Raw genomic sequence first — 18259 nt, 5'->3', positions numbered from 1 at the left:
CAGCTGTTTGAGTGCTTATGCTTTACATAAATTGACAAACGTGCTATACTGATAGTTAGAATATGAGAAAGAGAGGCGGGGAAATATCTTCGCCTCTTGCTTATGAGGAGGTGGACCCAATCGCAACAATCGTAGAATTAGTCAGAGAAGTTGTAGAACCTGTCATCCAAGCGCCTTTCGAGCTCGTGGATATCGAGTATGGAAAGATTGGAAGTGACATGATTCTCAGTATTTTTGTAGATAAACCCGAAGGAATTACCTTGAACGACACGGCAGACCTGACAGAAATCATCAGTCCTGTTCTTGATACTATCAAGCCTGATCCCTTCCCAGAACAATATTTCCTAGAAATCACCAGTCCAGGCTTGGAACGTCCTTTGAAAACTAAGGATGCTGTCGCTGGAGCTGTTGGGAAATACATTCATGTCGGGCTCTACCAAGCTATCGATAAGCAAAAAGTCTTTGAAGGAACCTTGCTATCCTTTGAAGAGGATGAGTTGACTATGGAGTATATGGACAAAACACGTAAGAAAACTGTCCAAATTCCATACAGTTTAGTATCAAAAGCACGTTTAGCAGTAAAACTATAGAAAAGAAAGGATAGCTTTTGAGGATTCAAAAGTAAAAAGAACATGAGTAAAGAAATGCTAGAGGCCTTCCGCATTTTGGAAGAAGACAAGGGAATCAAAAAAGAAGACATCATCGACGCAGTTGTAGAGTCGCTTCGTTCCGCTTATCGCAGACGCTATGGTCAATCAGATAGCGTAGCTATTGACTTCAACGAAAAAACAGGTGACTTTACTGTCTATACTGTTCGTGAAGTGGTTGATGAAGTATTTGATAGCCGTTTGGAAATCAGCTTGAAAGATGCCCTTGCCATTAATTCAGCCTATGAACTTGGTGATAAAATCAAGTTTGAAGAAGCACCAGCTGAGTTTGGTCGTGTAGCAGCCCAATCTGCAAAACAAACCATCATGGAAAAAATGCGCAAGCAAACACGTGCCATCACTTATAATACTTACAAAGAACATGAACAAGAAATCATGTCTGGTACAGTAGAACGTTTTGACAACCGTTTCATCTATGTCAATCTTGGCAGCATCGAAGCCCAATTGTCCAAACAAGACCAAATCCCTGGAGAAGTCTTTGCTTCCCATGACCGTATCGAAGTCTATGTTTATAAGGTTGAAGACAACCCTCGTGGTGTCAACGTCTTTGTCAGTCGTAGCCATCCAGAAATGATCAAACGCTTGATGGAGCAAGAAATTCCAGAAGTTTACGATGGAACTGTCGAAATCATGAGCGTAGCCCGCGAAGCTGGTGACCGTACTAAGGTTGCTGTTCGTAGCCACAATCCAAATGTGGACGCTATCGGGACAATCGTTGGGCGTGGTGGTGCCAATATCAAGAAAATCACCAGCAAATTCCACCCAGCTCGTTATGATGCTAAGAGCGACCGTATGATTCCTGTTGAAGAAAACATTGACGTTATCGAGTGGGTAGCGGATCCAGCTGAGTTTATCTACAATGCCATCGCACCTGCAGAGGTTGACCAAGTTATCTTTGATGAAAATGACAGCAAACGTGCCTTGGTCGTTGTACCTGATAACAAGCTTTCTCTTGCTATCGGTCGTCGTGGACAAAACGTTCGCTTGGCAGCTCACTTGACAGGTTACCGTATCGATATCAAGTCTGCCAGTGAGTTTGAAGCTATGGAAGAAGCAGGTCAAATTGATTACGCAACTGCGGACGAATTGATCGAAGAATAAAAGCTGCTAGAGGAGGGAAAGATGAAAACAAGAAAAATCCCTTTGCGCAAGTCTGTTGTGTCCAACGAAGTGATTGACAAGCGTGATTTGCTCCGCATTGTCAAGAACAAAGAAGGAGAGGTCTTTATCGATCCGACAGGCAAGGCCAATGGCCGTGGCGCTTATATCAAGCTAGACAATGCAGAAGCCCTAGAGGCCAAAAAGAAGAAAGTCTTTAACCGCAGCTTTAACATGGAAGTTGAAGAAAGCTTTTATGACGAGTTGATCGCCTATGTGGATCACAAAGTAAAAAGAAGAGAGTTAGGACTTGAATAAGCAAAAAATAAGCAATCTCTTGGGTCTTGCTCAACGAGCAGGTAGGATCATATCGGGTGAGGAATTGGTAGTCAAGGCTATCCAAGACCAGAAAGCCAAGCTAGTCTTTCTAGCACATGATGCTGGTCCTAATCTAACCAAGAAGATTCAAGATAAAAGTGACTATTATCAAGTAGAAGTTATAACCGTGTTTTCAACACTGGAATTAAGCATAGCAGTCGGAAAATCAAGAAAGGTTTTGGCTGTGACTGATGCTGGATTTACAAAGAAAATGAGGTCTCTTATGGAATAGAAGAGGAGGACATGATTTGTCTAAGAAAAGATTGTACGAAATCGCAAAAGAACTTGGAAAAGAAAGTAAAGAAGTTGTAGCGCGTGCAAAAGAGTTGGGCTTGGATGTGAAAAGCCACTCATCGAGCGTGGAAGCTGCTGCTGCTGAGCGAATCGCAGCGAGCTTTAAGCCTGCACCTGCTCCTAAGGCAGAAGCAAAACCTGCGACACCAAAAGCAAGTGTAGAAAAGAAGGTGGAAAAGCCTGCATCAGCTAAACCAGCTGTTGCTAAGGAAGAAAGTAAACCAGCTACACCCGCAGCTCCTAAGGAAGAAAAAGTAGTGGCAGCGAGACCACAAAGTCGAAACTTCAAGGCGGAGCGTGAGGCGCGTGCCAAAGAGCAGGCAGATCGACGCAAACAAAACAAGGGCAACAACCGTGACCAACAACAAAACGGCAACCGTCAGAAAAACGACGGCCGTAATGGTGGTAAACCTGGTCAAGGGAACCGCGACAACCGCCGTTTTAACGACCAAGGGAAAAAACCACAAGGTCAAGGGAATCGTGGCAATAATCGCCGTCAGCAACAAGACTTCCAGCCAAAACCAGCTGGACCACGTGTTGACTTTAAAGCCCGTGCAGCAGCCCTAAAAGCAGAGCAAAATGCAGAGTACGCACGCTCAAGCGAGGAGCGCTTCAAACAATCGCAAGCTGCCAAAGAAGCCTTGGCTCAAGCCAACAAGCGCAAGGAGCCAGAGGAAATCTTTGAAGAAGCTGCTAAGCTAGCTGAACAAACGCAACCAGCGGTAACAGTAGTTCCTGTAGCGAAAGAAGCGCCAGTGGATATACGTCGTAAAAAACAAGCTCGACCAGACAAAGAACGTGATGATTATGATCACGAAGAAGATGGTCCTAGAAAACAACAAAAGAATCGAAGTAGTCAAAATCAAGTGAGAAATCAAAGAAATAGTAACTGGAATAACAATAAGAAGAACAAAAAAGGCAATAACAAGAACAACCGTAACCAGGCTCCAAAACCTGTTACAGAGCGCAAGTTCCATGAATTGCCAACAGAATTCGAATATACAGATGGTATGACTGTTGCGGAAATCGCAAAACGTATCAAACGTGAACCAGCTGAAATCGTTAAGAAACTCTTTATGATGGGGATTATGGCCACACAAAACCAATCCTTGGATGGAGAAACCATTGAACTCCTCATGGTGGATTACGGTATCGAAGCCAAACAAAAGGTTGAAGTGGACAATGCCGACATCGAACGTTTCTTTGTCGAAGATGGTTATCTCAATGAAGATGAATTGGTTGAGCGTCCACCAGTTGTCACCATCATGGGACACGTTGACCATGGTAAGACAACACTTTTGGATACCCTTCGTAATTCTCGTGTTGCGACAGGTGAAGCGGGTGGTATCACTCAGCATATCGGTGCTTACCAAATCGTGGAAAATGGCAAGAAGATTACCTTCCTTGATACGCCAGGACACGCAGCCTTTACATCGATGCGTGCGCGTGGTGCTTCTGTTACCGATATCACCATCTTGGTCGTAGCGGCAGATGACGGTGTTATGCCTCAAACTATCGAAGCCATCAACCACTCAAAAGCGGCCAACGTTCCAATCATCGTTGCCATCAACAAGATTGATAAACCAGGTGCCAATCCAGAACGTGTTATCGGTGAATTGGCTGAGCATGGGGTTATGTCAACGGCTTGGGGTGGAGATTCTGAATTTGTTGAAATCTCAGCTAAATTCAACCAAAATATCGATGAACTCTTGGAAACAGTTCTTCTTGTGGCTGAAATTCAAGAACTCAAGGCAGACCCAACAGTGCGTGCTATCGGTACGGTTATCGAAGCTCGCTTGGATAAAGGGAAAGGTGCGGTCGCAACCCTTCTTGTGCAACAAGGTACTTTGAATGTGCAAGACCCTATCGTTGTCGGAAATACCTTCGGTCGTGTCCGTGCCATGACCAATGACCTTGGTCGTCGTGTCAAGGTCGCAGGCCCATCAACGCCGGTTTCTATCACAGGTTTGAACGAAGCACCAATGGCGGGTGACCACTTTGCTGTTTACGAAGATGAAAAATCTGCGCGTGCAGCAGGTGAAGAACGTGCGAAACGTGCTCTTATGAAGCAACGTCAAGCTACCCAACGTGTCAGCCTTGAAAACCTCTTTGATACGCTTAAAGCTGGTGAACTCAAATCAGTTAACGTTATCATCAAGGCCGACGTACAAGGTTCAGTTGAAGCCCTTTCTGCCTCACTTCAAAAAATTGATGTGGAAGGTGTGAAAGTTACTATCGTTCACTCAGCAGTCGGTGCTATCAATGAATCTGATGTGACGCTTGCGGAAGCTTCAAATGCCTTTATCGTTGGATTCAACGTACGCCCTACACCACAAGCGCGTCAACAAGCCGAAGCTGACGATGTAGAAATCCGTCTCCACAGCATTATCTACAAGGTTATCGAAGAGATGGAAGAAGCCATGAAAGGGATGCTCGATCCTGAATTCGAAGAAAAAATTATCGGTGAAGCAATCATCCGTGAAACCTTTAAGGTGTCTAAAGTGGGAACCATCGGTGGATTCATGGTTACGAGTGGTAAAGTTACCCGTGACTCTAAAGTCCGTGTTATCCGTGACGGTGTTGTTATCTTTGACGGTGAACTCGCAAGCTTGAAACACTACAAAGACGACGTCAAAGAAGTTACGAACGGTCGTGAAGGTGGATTGATGATTGAGGGCTACAATGATATCAAGACGGATGATGTGATTGAGGCCTATATCATGGAAGAAATCAAACGATAATAGAGAAACGATAGCTCATTTGACTCGTTGTCAACAGCGCCTTGATGAACTTCAGTTCTATCAAAGGCTTGTTTCCTAGATTCAAATGGCTCTAGTTCCTCTATCTATTAGAAAATAGCTAGGTCTGCTGGCCTAGCTTTTGGTTCAAAGTAGAGAAAGGAATATCATGGCAAATCATTTCCGTACGGATCGTGTAGGCATGGAAATCAAGCGCGAAGTCAATGAGATTTTGCAAAAGAAAGTCCGTGATCCGCGTGTTCAAGGTGTGACCATTACAGATGTTCAGATGCTGGGTGACCTATCCGTTGCCAAAGTTTACTACACTATTTTGAGTAACCTTGCTTCGGATAACCAAAAAGCTCAAATCGGGCTTGAGAAAGCAACTGGGACCATCAAACGTGAACTTGGTCGCAATTTGAAATTGTACAAAATTCCAGATTTGACCTTCGTCAAAGACGAGTCCATCGAGTATGGAAACAAGATTGACGAGATGCTACGCAATCTGGATAAGAACTAAGAAGGAGGGGGAACCCTCTTTTTTGATAGGTAAATGACTATAATACTCTTCGAAAATCTCTTCAAACCACGTCAGCGTCGCCTTGCCGTAGGGTATGGTTACTGACTTCGTCAGTTCTATCTGCAACCTCAAAACAGTGTTTTGAGCTGACTTCGTCAGTCTTATCTACAACCTCAAAGCAGTGCTTTGAGCAACCTGCGGCTAGCTTCCTAGTTTGCTCTTTGATTTTTATTGAGTATAAAACATGCTGGGGGGATCTTCTTAGAGTTAAACATTATTAAAAAGCTTTATAAAATTCAGCTTGTATGATATTATAGTAATTGGGAAGAGTAAGATATAACGATTTCATAGAAATAGCCAGCAAGACTGGTATCGTTAATATTTTGAAAGTGTAGTTAAACGGGGAAAGATAATATGGGACTTATAAAAACTCTAGCTAAAACTTACGGGAATTACTTTTTCATGATGCAAAGCGTCAAAGTTCTGAAGAACATGAAAAAAGACGACAATGCTCTAGTAGGATTCGGGAAAGTACTGCTTGCTGACAAACTGATGGATGTCGCCCAGTGGCTCGCAAAACCAGAGGATAAGGAATAACTTGAAATGAAAGAAACTAGCAGGAACTCCGCTGCTAGTTTTTTAATCTCTTCCCATATGGTATAATATAAGCAGTAAAATCATTTTATACTCTTCGAAAATCAAATTCAAACCACGTCAGCTTCACCTTGCCGTACTTAAGTACAGCCTGCGGCTAGCTTCCTAGTTTGCTCTTTGATTTTCATTGAGTATTAGAACATACATGGAGGTCGTCATGGACAATATCATCGATGTGTCAATTCCCGTTGCAGAAGTGGTGGACAAGCATCCAGAAGTCTTGGAAATCCTAGTGGAGCTGGGTTTTAAACCACTTGCTAATCCCTTGATGCGCAACACAGTCGGTCGCAAAGTATCGCTGAAGCAGGGTTCTAAACTTGAAGGAACGCCTATGGACAAGATTGTCCGCACGCTAGAAGCGAACGGCTATGAAGTGATTGGATTAGACTAATGGCAGATGAACGGATTCATATCCTACGGGATATTTTGTTAGAATTGCATAATGGCGCCTCTCCTGAGTCGGTTCAGGAGCGTTTTGATGCGACTTTTACAGGTGTTTCAGCCATCGAGATTTCTCTCATGGAGCACGAGCTGATGAACTCAGACTCGGGTGTCACATTTGAAGATGTCATGGAGCTCTGTGATGTCCATGCCAATCTTTTTAAAAACGCTGTTAAGGGCGTCGAAGTAGAGGATACCGAGCATCCTGGTCATCCAGTTCGCGTCTTCAAGGATGAAAATCTGGCTCTCCGTGCAGCTTTGATTCGCATTCGGAGGTTGTTAGATACCTATGAGTCTATGGAAGACGAGGAAATGCTGGCAGAGATGCGCAAGGGTTTGGTTCGTCAAATGGGACTTTTGGGGCAATTTGATGTCCACTACCAGCGCAAGGAAGAGCTCTTTTTCCCCATCATGGAGCGTTATGGTCACGATTCACCCCCTAAAGTCATGTGGGGAGTGGATGATCAGATTAGGGAACTCTTTCAGACAGCTCTAGCGACAGCCAAGTCACTACCAGAAGTGTCGATTAGCAGTGTAAAGGAAACTTTCGAAGCTTTTGCGACAGAGTTTGAAAGTATGATTTTCAAGGAAGAGTCCATCCTCCTCATGATTCTCCTTGAGTCTTTCACCCAGGATGACTGGATTCAGATTGCGGAGGAGAGCGATGCCTACGGCTATGCCATCATCCGTCCGTCAGAGAAATGGGTGCCTGAGCGACAGAGCTTTGTTGAGGAAAAGAGTGCAGAGGAGCCCGTGCAACTAGACATAGCAGAAGGTCAAGTTCAGCAAGTTATCGATACACCAGAAGGCCAGTTCACCATCACCTTTACCCCTAAGGAAAAGGAAGCGGTGCTGGACCGCCATAGTCAACAGGCTTTTGGCAATGGCTATCTCTCGGTCGAGCAGGCCAACCTCATCCTCAATCACCTTCCTATGGAAATCACCTTTGTCAATAAAGACGATATTTTCCAGTATTACAATGACAATGTGCCAGCTGATGAGATGATTTTCAAACGGACGCCGTCCCAAGTCGGGCGCAATGTTGAACTCTGCCATCCGCCTAAGTACCTAGACAAGGTGAAGGCCGTTATGAAAGGTCTTCGTGAAGGTCAAAAAGACAAGTATGAAATGTGGTTCAAGTCGGAGTCGCGAGGCAAGTTTGTCCACATCACCTATGCTGCGGTACACGATGAAAACGGGGAATTCCAAGGCGTGCTAGAGTATGTTCAGGATATCCAGCCCTACCGTGAGATTGATACGGACTATTTTCGTGGATTAGAATAAGGAGAATCAATGAGTTACGAACAGGAATTTATGAAGGAATTTGAAGCTTGGATCAATACCCAGATCATGATCAACGACATGGCGCATAAGGAAAGTCAGAAGGTTTACGAAGAAGACCAAGACGAGCGTGCCAAAGATGCCATGATTCGCTACGAAAGCCGCTTGGATGCCTACAAGTTTTTGCTGGGTAAGTTTGAAAATTTCAAAGCAGGAAAGGGATTCCATGATCTACCAGAGGGCTTGTTTGGTGAGCGAAACTATTAAAATACAGATACTTTCTTGATTTTTTGCCAAAATCTTGATAGAATATCTTTATTAAATCCTTGTCAGAGCAGGGATTTTTTATTGAAAGGATTTTATCATGTCAAAGAAACTCCAACGTAAAAAACAATTGCGAAATAGCCTTCGTCGTTCAGGTGCATTTTCAACTACAGTGACCAAGGTTGTCGAAGAGACCAAAAAAGTCGTGAAACATGCAGAAAAATCTGCCAGCCAAGCAGGAAAAGTTGTCTCTAAAAAAGTGGAACAAGCAGTAGAAGCGACCAAAGAACAGGCTCAAAAAGTGGCGAATTCAGTAGAAGATTTCGCAGCAAACTTGGGTGGACTTCCACTTGACCGCGCTAAGACTTTTTATGATGAAGGCATCAAGTCAGCTTCTGACTTCAAAAACTGGACTGAAAAAGAACTCCTTGCCTTGAAAGGAATCGGCCCAGCTACGATTAAGAAATTAAAAGAACACGGAATCAGCTTCAAGTAATTTTTCTTGTCCCTTGCATTTCCGTGAAAAACTTGCTACAATAAAGCCATCAGAGGTGTTTTGAATCCCACATTTTACAGGAAGTGGCGGTGCTGAGAAGTCCACAAATGTGTCAAAACTGGTTGCTGATGATGAAAAATGAAATAAAAGTGTCTTTGTATATCCTTCAAAGACAAGAGTTGCGGGCGCTGCCCGAAATTGGGTGGTACCGCGGATAAACATATTCGTCCCTGTCATGTAGATGACAGGGGCGATTTTTTGTAGAAAGCGAGGTTGGAAGATGACAAGAGCTGAACTGCCAGAACGCTTGAAAACAGAACGTCTCGTGTTACGAGTCCGCACAGTCGCTGATGCCGAGGATATCCATGCCTACGCTAGTCTCCCAGAGGTCGCCTATCCAGCGGCATTTCACCCCGTCAAGACCTTGGAAGATGAGATTTATTATCTGGAGCATATCCTTCCAGAACGCAATCAAAAAGAAAATCTCCCAGCTGGCTATGGAATTGTCGTTAAAGGAACCGATAAGATCATTGGTTCTGTCGATTTCAACAATCGGCACGAAGACGATGTGCTAGAACTTGGCTATACCTTGCACCCAGACTATTGGGGTCAAGGTTATGTGCCCGAAGCGGCGCGTGCTTTGATTAACCTAGGTTTTAAAGATTTAGGCCTTCACAAGATTGAATTGGTCTGCTTTGGCTACAATGACCAAAGTCAACGAGTCGCAGAGAAGCTTGGCTTCACCCTCGAAGCTCGCATCCGAGACCGTAAAGATGCCCAAGGCAACCGCTGTGATAGTTTGATATATGGCTTGCTGAGGAGTGAGTGGGAGAGTTTAAACTGTTAGTTGAACTGTTCGAGAAAATCGAACAGTTGGGATGTATTGCAAAATTTCGAAAGCGAGGTTAGAAGATTGGAAACAAGCCAGATTATTACTCTAATCAGTGGAGCTGGTCTAGGGGCTATCTTGAGTGCAATTTTAGTGTTTGTCTCTAATAATAAGTCTCGTAGTTTAGACTATATGAGTGAGGAACACCTCTATTATCGAAATAACTTAAGGACAATTATAAAAGATTTGTACTCACTTGAGGAAATTCAAAAATCATTGAATGCATTAAAGTTATTATTGGATGCAAAAGGAAAGCGAGTAAGAATAGTTTGTGATTATTCAACATATTTAAAAGATGGTCATATTTGGGTACTGATTAATAAGATTGAGAGTGAACTAAAGAATAATGGTAAAGTACCGAAAGAGTTAATTGATAAATTAATTTCCTATTCAGAATTACTATTAGATTATGAATTGAGTTCCAGTAGAAAAAAAGTAAGATATAAAGTCTTTGAGACCTTTGTCTTTATATCTTTAGTGTTAGGTACAGTGCTATCAGTAATTTGGTTTATTAAACCCAATTGGTGTGATGTGAATGGAAATATTGTTTCACATTGGATACCGTTAATATGCATAGTCTTGTGTTTAACTTCGTTTTTCATATTCTATTTTTTAAGAGATTCTGTGAGATTGTCTTTTAGAAATGGAAATTCATTTCTTATGATTTTATTTATAATCTTTTATTTACTACCATTCTTTGGAATTATTCAGCGATATAATGAGAATGCTATCGAAGCACTCTCTCATATATCTTTTCTAGAAAATATTAATAAGGAAAAGTTTGTATTTATTATTCGTGCATCGTTATTTATTTTAGAAATATTATTCTTATTATTTAGTATAGACGATGAAAAAGGCCAATACATAGAGGAAATTCGAGCTGTGGAAAACGCTGATATTTTTGAGAATTTATTGAAAATTAATAATGCAATTGAAAATGGAGATAAATCATCTGGTCTTAGGAAAAATCAATATATTAGTCGCTTTCAAAAATCTTTAGCTAAAAAAAATCCAAGAAAACTGGAGGACATGGTAGTTGAAGAGAAATGGGAAAAAGTTATAAGTGACATACAAAAGGAGAATTTATGGAAAAAGAGTTTGTATAAAAAAGAGATTACTTATTTAGAGAAATACTTAAAAGATAAAATGTAAGTTTTTGAAATATATTTTTATAAGAGTTCCCATAATGTTTTCAAATAGTTTTTTTACTATTTGGTATTACTTAAAGTTAAAACTATTAATTTATATCCCCATTAACGTAGACTTCGTTGTTGATTTTAAACAAATATAATCATATATCGTAAATATAGAAAGGACACACACATGTCTAAAGAACTTTCACCTAAATACAATCCAGCCGAGGTTGAGGCTGGTCGTTACCAAAAATGGCTTGACGCTGATGTTTTCAAACCTTCAGGCGATCAAAAAGCTAAGCCTTATTCAATCGTTATTCCACCACCAAACGTTACAGGTAAACTTCACCTTGGTCACGCTTGGGATACGACTTTGCAAGATATCATCATCCGTCAAAAACGCATGCAAGGCTTTGACACGCTTTGGCTTCCAGGGATGGATCATGCTGGGATTGCTACCCAGGCTAAGGTTGAGGAGCGCTTGCGTGGTGAAGGCATTTCCCGCTATGATCTCGGTCGTGAAAAATTCCTCGACAAGGTTTGGGAATGGAAAGACGAATATGCCACTACCATCAAGGAACAATGGGGCAAGATGGGGCTCTCTGTAGACTACTCTCGTGAGCGTTTCACTCTTGATGAAGGTTTGTCAAAAGCTGTTCGTAAGGTTTTCGTGGACCTTTACAAGAAAGGCTGGATCTACCGTGGTGAGTTTATCATCAACTGGGACCCAGCAGCTCGCACAGCCCTTTCTGATATCGAGGTCATTCACAAGGACGTGGAAGGTGCCTTCTACCACATGAACTACATGCTAGAAGACGGCTCACGCGCCCTTGAAGTGGCGACTACTCGTCCTGAGACCATGTTTGGGGACGTTGCTGTTGCGGTCAATCCAGCAGACCCACGCTACAAGGACTTGATTGGTAAAAATGTCATCCTTCCAATTGCTAATAAATTGATTCCAATCGTGGGAGACGAACACGCTGATCCAGAGTTTGGTACTGGTGTCGTGAAAATTACACCTGCCCACGATCCAAACGACTTCTTGGTTGGTCAACGCCATAACTTGCCACAAGTCAACGTCATGAACGACGACGGAACTATGAATGACTTGGCCTTTGAATTTGCAGGTATGGACCGTTTTGAAGCTCGTAAGGCCGTCGTTGATAAGTTGGAAGAAATCGGTGCCCTCATTAAAATCGAAAAACGTGTCCACAGTGTTGGTCACTCAGAGCGTACAGGTGTGGTGGTTGAACCACGCTTGTCTACGCAATGGTTCGTCAAGATGGACCAATTGGCTAAGAATGCCATTGCCAACCAAGACACAGAGGACAAGGTAGAATTCTACCCACCTCGTTTCAACGATACCTTCCTCCAATGGATGGAAAATGTCCACGACTGGGTAATCTCTCGTCAGCTCTGGTGGGGTCACCAAATCCCTGCTTGGTACAATGCTGAGGGTGAAATGTACGTTGGCGAAGAATCTCCAGAAGGTGACGGATGGACTCAGGACGAAGACGTCTTGGATACTTGGTTCAGTTCTGCCCTTTGGCCATTCTCAACCATGGGCTGGCCTGATGTTGAATCAGAAGACTTCAAACGTTACTTCCCAACTTCAACCTTGGTAACAGGTTACGACATCATCTTCTTCTGGGTATCTCGTATGATCTTCCAATCCTTGGAATTCACTGGTCGTCAGCCATTCCAAAACGTTCTTATCCACGGTCTCATTCGTGACGAGCAAGGACGCAAGATGTCTAAATCTCTTGGAAACGGGATTGACCCAATGGATGTTATCGAGAAATACGGTGCCGATGCTCTTCGTTGGTTCCTTTCAAACGGTTCTGCACCAGGCCAAGACGTCCGCTTCTCTTACGAGAAAATGGATGCTTCATGGAACTTCATCAACAAGATCTGGAACATTTCTCGTTACATCCTCATGAACAATGAAGGCTTGACCCTTGACCAAGCAACTGCCAATGTGGAAAAAGTTGTTAACAAGGAAGCTGGAAACGTCACAGACCGCTGGATTCTCCACAACCTCAATGAAACCATCGGAAAAGTTACTGAAAACTTTGACAAGTTTGAGTTTGGTGTTGCTGGCCACATCCTCTACAACTTCATCTGGGACGAGTTTGCGGACTGGTACGTCGAGTTGACTAAGGAAGTCCTTTATAGCGACAACGAAGAAGAGAAAGTTATTACACGTTCTGTTCTCCTTTACACTTTGGACAAGATCCTTCGTCTCCTTCACCCAATCATGCCATTCGTGACAGAGGAAATCTTTGGACAAATCTCAGAAGGTTCGATCGTTACAGCAGAATACCCAACTGTCAACCCAGCCTTTGAAGATCTTGCGGCTCACACTGGTGTAGAAAGCCTCAAAGACTTGATCCGCGCCGTTCGTAATGCGCGTGCGGAAGTGAACGTAGCACCAAGCAAGCCAATCACCATCCTTGTTAAGACAAGTGATAGCGACTTGGAAGCCTTCTTTAACAGTAATGTCAACTATATCAAACGCTTCACAAATCCAGAGCACTTGGAAATCGCTTCAAACATCCCTGCACCAGAACTCGCTATGTCAATCGTCATCACAGGAGCAGAAATCTACTTGCCACTGGCAGAACTTCTCAATGTCGAAGAAGAATTGGCTCGTCTCGACAAGGAACTGGCTAAATGGCAAAAAGAACTGGATATGGTCGGCAAGAAGCTCTCTAACGAACGCTTCGTAGCCAATGCCAAACCAGAAGTCGTCCAAAAAGAACGCGACAAACAAGCCGACTACCAAGCTAAGTACGACGCGACCGTCGCACGTATTGATGAGATGAAGAAGTTGGTTAAATAAACACAGAAACACGGTGATGAGCCGTGTTTTTTGGTATAATCAGTATAAATAAATTATCCAAAAGAGGTACAGATATGCCTTATGAATCAGGTGGAAGAGCAGATAAATTAGGTAATAAATATGAGTTCAACTGGATTGTTTTAAAATTTATTGATATTATTTCCGAAAAAATAGATGCTATTAAAGTTGAAGCTATAGGTGAAGAAGAAGTGGGGGTGGACGTTTGGGTTAGATACTCTAACGGAATAACAGAAGCTCAACAATGTAAAGGAAGAAATGCTAGTAAAGATTATTGGACTTTATCAGATTTAAATAGTCGTGGAATTTTGAAATATTGGAAATTGCATCTAAGCAGAGACTTGACAACTAAAGTTTCATTAGTTAGTCCACTTCCGTTTACAAACTTTTCTGATTTAATTTATAGAGCTAAGACTAATGATAATGCTCAGTCTTTTATTGATTATCAAGTTAATACATCTTCAGAGATTAAAAACTTATTTGATAACTATGTTAATAATTTGGGATTTTCTAAGGAAAAAGATATTCCAAAAATTATAAATTTTTTAAGTAGAACGGTGATTAGACAAGATCCATCTCCAGAAAATGAAGAATTTATAAAAGATATGATTAGTCAATATTTTATTGGTGATGCTGCTAGCATAAAGTCAAAATTCATTAATCTAATTTTACAAGGTGAAATTTATGGAAGATGGCTTTCATTTCAGGATTTGGAGAAATTTATTAAAAATGAGAAAATTGAATTCAGAAATTTAGCACGTGATGATAGGATAATACCTAGAATAAATATTTTAAATGATGAGTATAAAAACAGCTTTAAAACATTGGATTCCGGTCTAAAAATTCGCAAACAATTTGATGAATGTAAGAAATATATTCAAGAAGGAAAATCAATTATCATTCACGGGAAAGCTGGGAATGGTAAAAGTGGTTTAACAGAAAATATTATTGATTGGTGTAATAAAAGTAATATTTTACACTTAGATTTAAAACTAGATTGTTATATTCCTGAGGGTACAGCACAAGAATGGGGGGAGAAGTTAGGATTTCCTGCTAGCATAAGTTATTGTTTGAACGCTTTTTCTAAAGAGGATAATACTGTTCTCATATTAGATCAACTAGATGCATTAAGATGGACAGCAAGAAATTCTAAAAGTTCACTTGCGACTTGTTTGGAGTTGATTCGAGAGATACGGAACCTTAATTCGGAAAGAGAAAATAAAATCTCAATTATTTTTGTTTGCAGAACTTATGATTTAGAAAATGATAACGGAATTAAGGCGTTATTTGAAAATAAATCGAAAGATGATACTGAATCTTGGCATAAAGTTGAAGTTAATGAATTATTGGAAAATGAGGTTGAGGAAATTTTAGGAAGTAAATACCATAGCTTTCCAAATAAATTAAAACAGTTACTAAGAACTCCTAGCAATCTCTACATATGGGAACAAATTAATAATAAAGAGGAGTACTATCAAATAACAAGTACATATAATCTAGTAGATAAATGGTGGAGAGATTTATCAGAGAAGTGTCACGATGCTAGCCTCATTGAAGATAATCTGAGTGATTTAAAAGAAAAATTTGTAAAACTATTTACGGATACAGGTGAAACTGTATTTAGCAAGAGAAGACTACTGGGTAATGAGAGGGCTTTGCGTTATCTAACTAGTCAAGGGATGTTAACAGAACATTCCAACAAAGTTTCTTTTGTTCATCAGTCATTCCTAGACTGTTTTGTTGCAGAGCGAATGATTCTCGATTACTATACTAATTCTGATGTAAACGACATTCTTGGAAATAAAACACAACAGAATCCAACAAGACGTTATCAATTTCAGATTTTTCTTCAATCATTATTAGAGGAATCAGAAAAAGATTTTTTAAATTTTGGAACTAGATTAATAAAGAGTGATAATGTCAGGTTTAATTTCAAATATGTTTTTTTTGAAATCTTAGGAAGTATTCAAGAACCATCTAAAAAGATTTTAAATTATATAGCAGAGCTGATTCAGGAAACAGAGTATAGAAATCATTTGTGTCAAACGGTAATTAGTAGTCATCAATTATATGTGAATTTTTTAGTGGAAGAGGGTATTTTTAAAAAGTGGTTTGATGAGAATAGAATATTAGTAATTAATTTATTAAGTAGTATCTCTCCAAATTACACAACTGAAAGTATTAAATTTATCAAATTATCAATAGCAAATTCTAATAATAAAAATGAGTGGCGGAGCTGTTTCTTTAGTGATTATCATAATGATTCAGAAGAATTTTTTAAGGTAAGATTGCATTATTGGAAATCTTATCTAAAAGAACCAGATTTGTTGGACGACTTCTATAAAAATATAAACGCATATACAATTAAGATTATATGTTTATTTCTTGACAAATTTCAAGACTCTGATAATAGTAATAGATTTTATAGTGAATCAAAGGAATTCGACGAAGATTCCCATAATTACATAGATAAAAATTGTATACAAATCGTCAAAATATTATTGCCTTATCTTAAAAAGTATTCCGAGAATAATTCTACTAAATACAATCCAACCCTGAAAGAACGCGATAGCTTACAAAGATATTACCTTCATTTATTAAATGAAGCAAATAAATGTTTAGTTTCGAAACATCCTGAGATTTTTTTTGAAATTTATAGTAATTATATGGGAAATGGTGATTATCTCTACAATGAAGTTATTTTAGATTCAATGTATCACTTGCCTACGAACTATTTTAATACTTGTGTTGAATATTTACTGGCTGATTTTGATAAAACACTCTTTGAAAAATCTCAAGGCCATTCAAGCAAATTTTTTTTTAGCCAAACGGTTGATTTCAAAAGTTTCACAGAGATGTTCGTTAGAAATGTATAATAAACTTGAAGAACAAATTATTCATTATGTTTCACCTAAGGCTAAACAAAGACTAGCAAGGAGAATTGAAACAAATAAATCTCAAAATGATTATAGGGTTTATTGGCCATTTTGGGGAGATTTACAGTATAGATTGCTATCAGTTTTACCGAAAAAAAGAATGAGTAAAGAAGCTATCGAATTACTAAAGGTATTAGAACGATCTAATAGTTTTTCTGATTCTTTTTATGACTCACATTGTGGAAGTGTAGTTTCTCCGCTACAAGGAAAGAATATTTCTGCTAAATCTTGGAGAAATATTCTTATCAGCCCAAAAGGTGAGACAAAATGTAGATGGGATAGTAAGAGAAAAATATTAATTGAGTCTTCTCCTAGAGAATTGGCTACTGATTTTAGAAGTACTGTTTCTAAAAATCCTAAAGAGTACGTTTCTTTATTTTTAAACTTATCGTCTAATCATAAAATCAATGAACATTATATAGATGGTCTACTGGGTGGGATTGTAGACTTAGAAAAAATTCCAGATACTGTTTTAAGTGATCTTGAATTCATATTATTAAATTTTGTAAATGAAAATAATTGGGAGAATCTTTATTATTTTTTCCGAGTCATAGAGAAACACGCAAACATAGAATGGTCCGAGAAAGTTTTGGAAAGGCTTAATTATTATCTTAAGAAAACTGATTTAGATGCTCTTGATAAATTTAACGAGAATCAAACTATGGAAAATTATTTACAACAGTCATACTCAACTTTAAGAGGTCATGGAATACATGCTTTAACAAAACTAATAGAAAATTCACCAACAAACATTTCGTACTTCAAAAATACTATCATTTCACTTGCTAATGATAAGACTGATTACATACGCTTAAATGCTATTTTTCTTCTGTATATAATTTTGGATTTAGATAAGGATTTTGCTAGAGAGTTATTTAGAGGGATTTTTACGGATGAAAAGATGTTAGCTCATTGGCATAGTAACTACATTTTGTATAGACTATACGAAGATGAGAAAGAACAAATTCAATGTCTATTGCAGTTAGCTTTTGATTCAAAAGATATATTACTTGTAAAAAATGCTTCATGTCTGATTACAGAAATTTACTTAAATAGAGGAGATATGGAATCAACTGTATATAGTGGAAGTGGATTTCAAGTAGAAGGTATTTGTCAGATGGCTATTAATTATTTAAAGATAAAGAACCATGAAGACAAATCAAAGAAGATTGTACTGAATTATTTAGGTAAGAATGTTACAAATTTAGAAAAAATTTTACCACAACTATTCAGGGATGATTTATTAGATATTAAAGAAGATAAGGATTTAATATTTAATCTACTAACTTCTGAATATAGAGATAAATTATATTATTATTTTTTAGAATCTCTTGAAAAACAAGAATCAATTTCAGAATATGAAAACATCATTTTTGAAACAGTATGCAATATTGTGAGTAAAACTAATAAATTGAAATTAGAACCATATTATTATAGACGAATAGAAGAATATCTTTCTAGATTGATGATGCAACTTTACGATAAACATATGGGGGACGATATTGCTGATAGGTGTTTAGATATTATTGATCAAATGTTTGAAAATGAGTTTGGTAGCTCACGAACTCTGATTGAAGAATTAATGAATAAATAACAAAATTTTATAAGA

16 protein-coding genes are annotated in these 18259 nt (G+C 39.4%); all 16 read left to right on the top strand.

From position 1 onward, the window contains the following. The first annotated feature begins 110 nt into the window (after positions 1–110). Entirely contained in the window at positions 111–590 is a 480-nt protein-coding gene (gene rimP, locus AC4ME5_RS09005; protein WP_491800555.1) for a ribosome maturation factor RimP, read from the top strand. Positions 591–632: 42 nt separating this feature from the next. Continuing rightward, on the top strand, positions 633–1769 hold the full coding sequence (nusA, locus tag AC4ME5_RS09000; RefSeq protein WP_033583648.1) for a transcription termination factor NusA: 1137 nt from the start codon (positions 633–635) through the stop codon (positions 1767–1769). Between the two features lie 21 nt (positions 1770–1790). Next, positions 1791–2084, top strand: coding sequence for an RNase P modulator RnpM (rnpM, locus tag AC4ME5_RS08995; protein WP_006144965.1), 294 nt, complete (start codon positions 1791–1793; stop codon positions 2082–2084). Next, positions 2077–2376, top strand: coding sequence for a YlxQ-related RNA-binding protein (locus AC4ME5_RS08990; protein ID WP_001041396.1), 300 nt, complete (start codon positions 2077–2079; stop codon positions 2374–2376). The genes rnpM and AC4ME5_RS08990 overlap by 8 nt, the downstream gene beginning before the upstream one ends. A gap of 16 nt (positions 2377–2392) precedes the next feature. Then, a complete protein-coding gene (gene infB, locus AC4ME5_RS08985; protein WP_491800543.1) occupies positions 2393–5179 on the top strand; it encodes a translation initiation factor IF-2 in 2787 nt (928 codons plus the stop codon). Positions 5180–5345: 166 nt separating this feature from the next. Next, the gene (gene rbfA / locus AC4ME5_RS08980) at positions 5346–5696 is read left to right on the top strand and encodes a 30S ribosome-binding factor RbfA (protein WP_001273601.1); all 351 of its coding nucleotides are present in this window, start codon (positions 5346–5348) and stop codon (positions 5694–5696) included. Between the two features lie 414 nt (positions 5697–6110). Then, positions 6111–6293 (top strand): hypothetical protein, encoded by a 183-nt coding sequence (locus AC4ME5_RS08975; RefSeq protein ID WP_491800542.1) that lies wholly within the window; start codon positions 6111–6113, stop codon positions 6291–6293. 214 nt (positions 6294–6507) lie between these two features. After that, positions 6508–6741 (top strand): DUF1858 domain-containing protein, encoded by a 234-nt coding sequence (locus AC4ME5_RS08970; RefSeq protein WP_000368739.1) that lies wholly within the window; start codon positions 6508–6510, stop codon positions 6739–6741. After that, positions 6741–8075: a DUF438 domain-containing protein gene (locus AC4ME5_RS08965; protein WP_491800541.1), complete on the top strand. Its 1335-nt coding sequence runs from the start codon at positions 6741–6743 to the stop codon at positions 8073–8075. The genes AC4ME5_RS08970 and AC4ME5_RS08965 overlap by 1 nt, the downstream gene beginning before the upstream one ends. A 9-nt stretch (positions 8076–8084) precedes the next feature. Beyond that, the gene (locus AC4ME5_RS08960) at positions 8085–8339 is read left to right on the top strand and encodes a DUF1912 family protein (RefSeq protein WP_491800540.1); all 255 of its coding nucleotides are present in this window, start codon (positions 8085–8087) and stop codon (positions 8337–8339) included. Between the two features lie 97 nt (positions 8340–8436). After that, positions 8437–8832, top strand: a complete 396-nt coding sequence (locus AC4ME5_RS08955) for a helix-hairpin-helix domain-containing protein (protein ID WP_061588764.1) — start codon at positions 8437–8439, stop codon at positions 8830–8832. Positions 8833–9112: 280 nt separating this feature from the next. Beyond that, positions 9113–9679 (top strand): GNAT family N-acetyltransferase, encoded by a 567-nt coding sequence (locus tag AC4ME5_RS08950; protein ID WP_491800539.1) that lies wholly within the window; start codon positions 9113–9115, stop codon positions 9677–9679. A gap of 66 nt (positions 9680–9745) precedes the next feature. Beyond that, complete coding sequence (locus AC4ME5_RS08945; protein ID WP_155718544.1) at positions 9746–10873, top strand: hypothetical protein; 1128 nt, start codon at positions 9746–9748, stop codon at positions 10871–10873. A 171-nt stretch (positions 10874–11044) separates the two neighbouring features. After that, complete coding sequence (locus AC4ME5_RS08940; RefSeq protein ID WP_491800538.1) at positions 11045–13696, top strand: valine--tRNA ligase; 2652 nt, start codon at positions 11045–11047, stop codon at positions 13694–13696. 74 nt (positions 13697–13770) lie between these two features. Beyond that, on the top strand, positions 13771–16590 hold the full coding sequence (locus tag AC4ME5_RS08935) for a hypothetical protein (protein ID WP_491800537.1): 2820 nt from the start codon (positions 13771–13773) through the stop codon (positions 16588–16590). After that, positions 16583–18244, top strand: a complete 1662-nt coding sequence (locus AC4ME5_RS08930; protein ID WP_491800536.1) for a hypothetical protein — start codon at positions 16583–16585, stop codon at positions 18242–18244. Before AC4ME5_RS08935 ends, AC4ME5_RS08930 begins: the two co-directional genes overlap by 8 nt. Positions 18245–18259 lie beyond the last annotated feature (15 nt).

This window comes from Streptococcus sp. A69 (assembly GCF_058556195.1).
The sequence above is the reverse complement of the archived record's forward strand: the minus strand, read 5'-3'. Positions and strand labels throughout refer to the sequence as shown.

Coding starts and splice junctions, on each gene's coding strand:
- AC4ME5_RS08960 (WP_491800540.1), top strand. CDS start 8,085: ATGAGTTACGAACAGGAATTTATGAAGGAATTTGAAGCTTGGATCAAT.
- AC4ME5_RS08970 (WP_000368739.1), top strand. CDS start 6,508: ATGGACAATATCATCGATGTGTCAATTCCCGTTGCAGAAGTGGTGGAC.
- nusA (WP_033583648.1), top strand. CDS start 633: ATGAGTAAAGAAATGCTAGAGGCCTTCCGCATTTTGGAAGAAGACAAG.
- AC4ME5_RS08940 (WP_491800538.1), top strand. CDS start 11,045: ATGTCTAAAGAACTTTCACCTAAATACAATCCAGCCGAGGTTGAGGCT.
- AC4ME5_RS08935 (WP_491800537.1), top strand. CDS start 13,771: ATGCCTTATGAATCAGGTGGAAGAGCAGATAAATTAGGTAATAAATAT.
- AC4ME5_RS08975 (WP_491800542.1), top strand. CDS start 6,111: ATGGGACTTATAAAAACTCTAGCTAAAACTTACGGGAATTACTTTTTC.
- AC4ME5_RS08955 (WP_061588764.1), top strand. CDS start 8,437: ATGTCAAAGAAACTCCAACGTAAAAAACAATTGCGAAATAGCCTTCGT.
- AC4ME5_RS08950 (WP_491800539.1), top strand. CDS start 9,113: ATGACAAGAGCTGAACTGCCAGAACGCTTGAAAACAGAACGTCTCGTG.
- rnpM (WP_006144965.1), top strand. CDS start 1,791: ATGAAAACAAGAAAAATCCCTTTGCGCAAGTCTGTTGTGTCCAACGAA.
- AC4ME5_RS08930 (WP_491800536.1), top strand. CDS start 16,583: ATGTATAATAAACTTGAAGAACAAATTATTCATTATGTTTCACCTAAG.
- AC4ME5_RS08965 (WP_491800541.1), top strand. CDS start 6,741: ATGGCAGATGAACGGATTCATATCCTACGGGATATTTTGTTAGAATTG.
- rbfA (WP_001273601.1), top strand. CDS start 5,346: ATGGCAAATCATTTCCGTACGGATCGTGTAGGCATGGAAATCAAGCGC.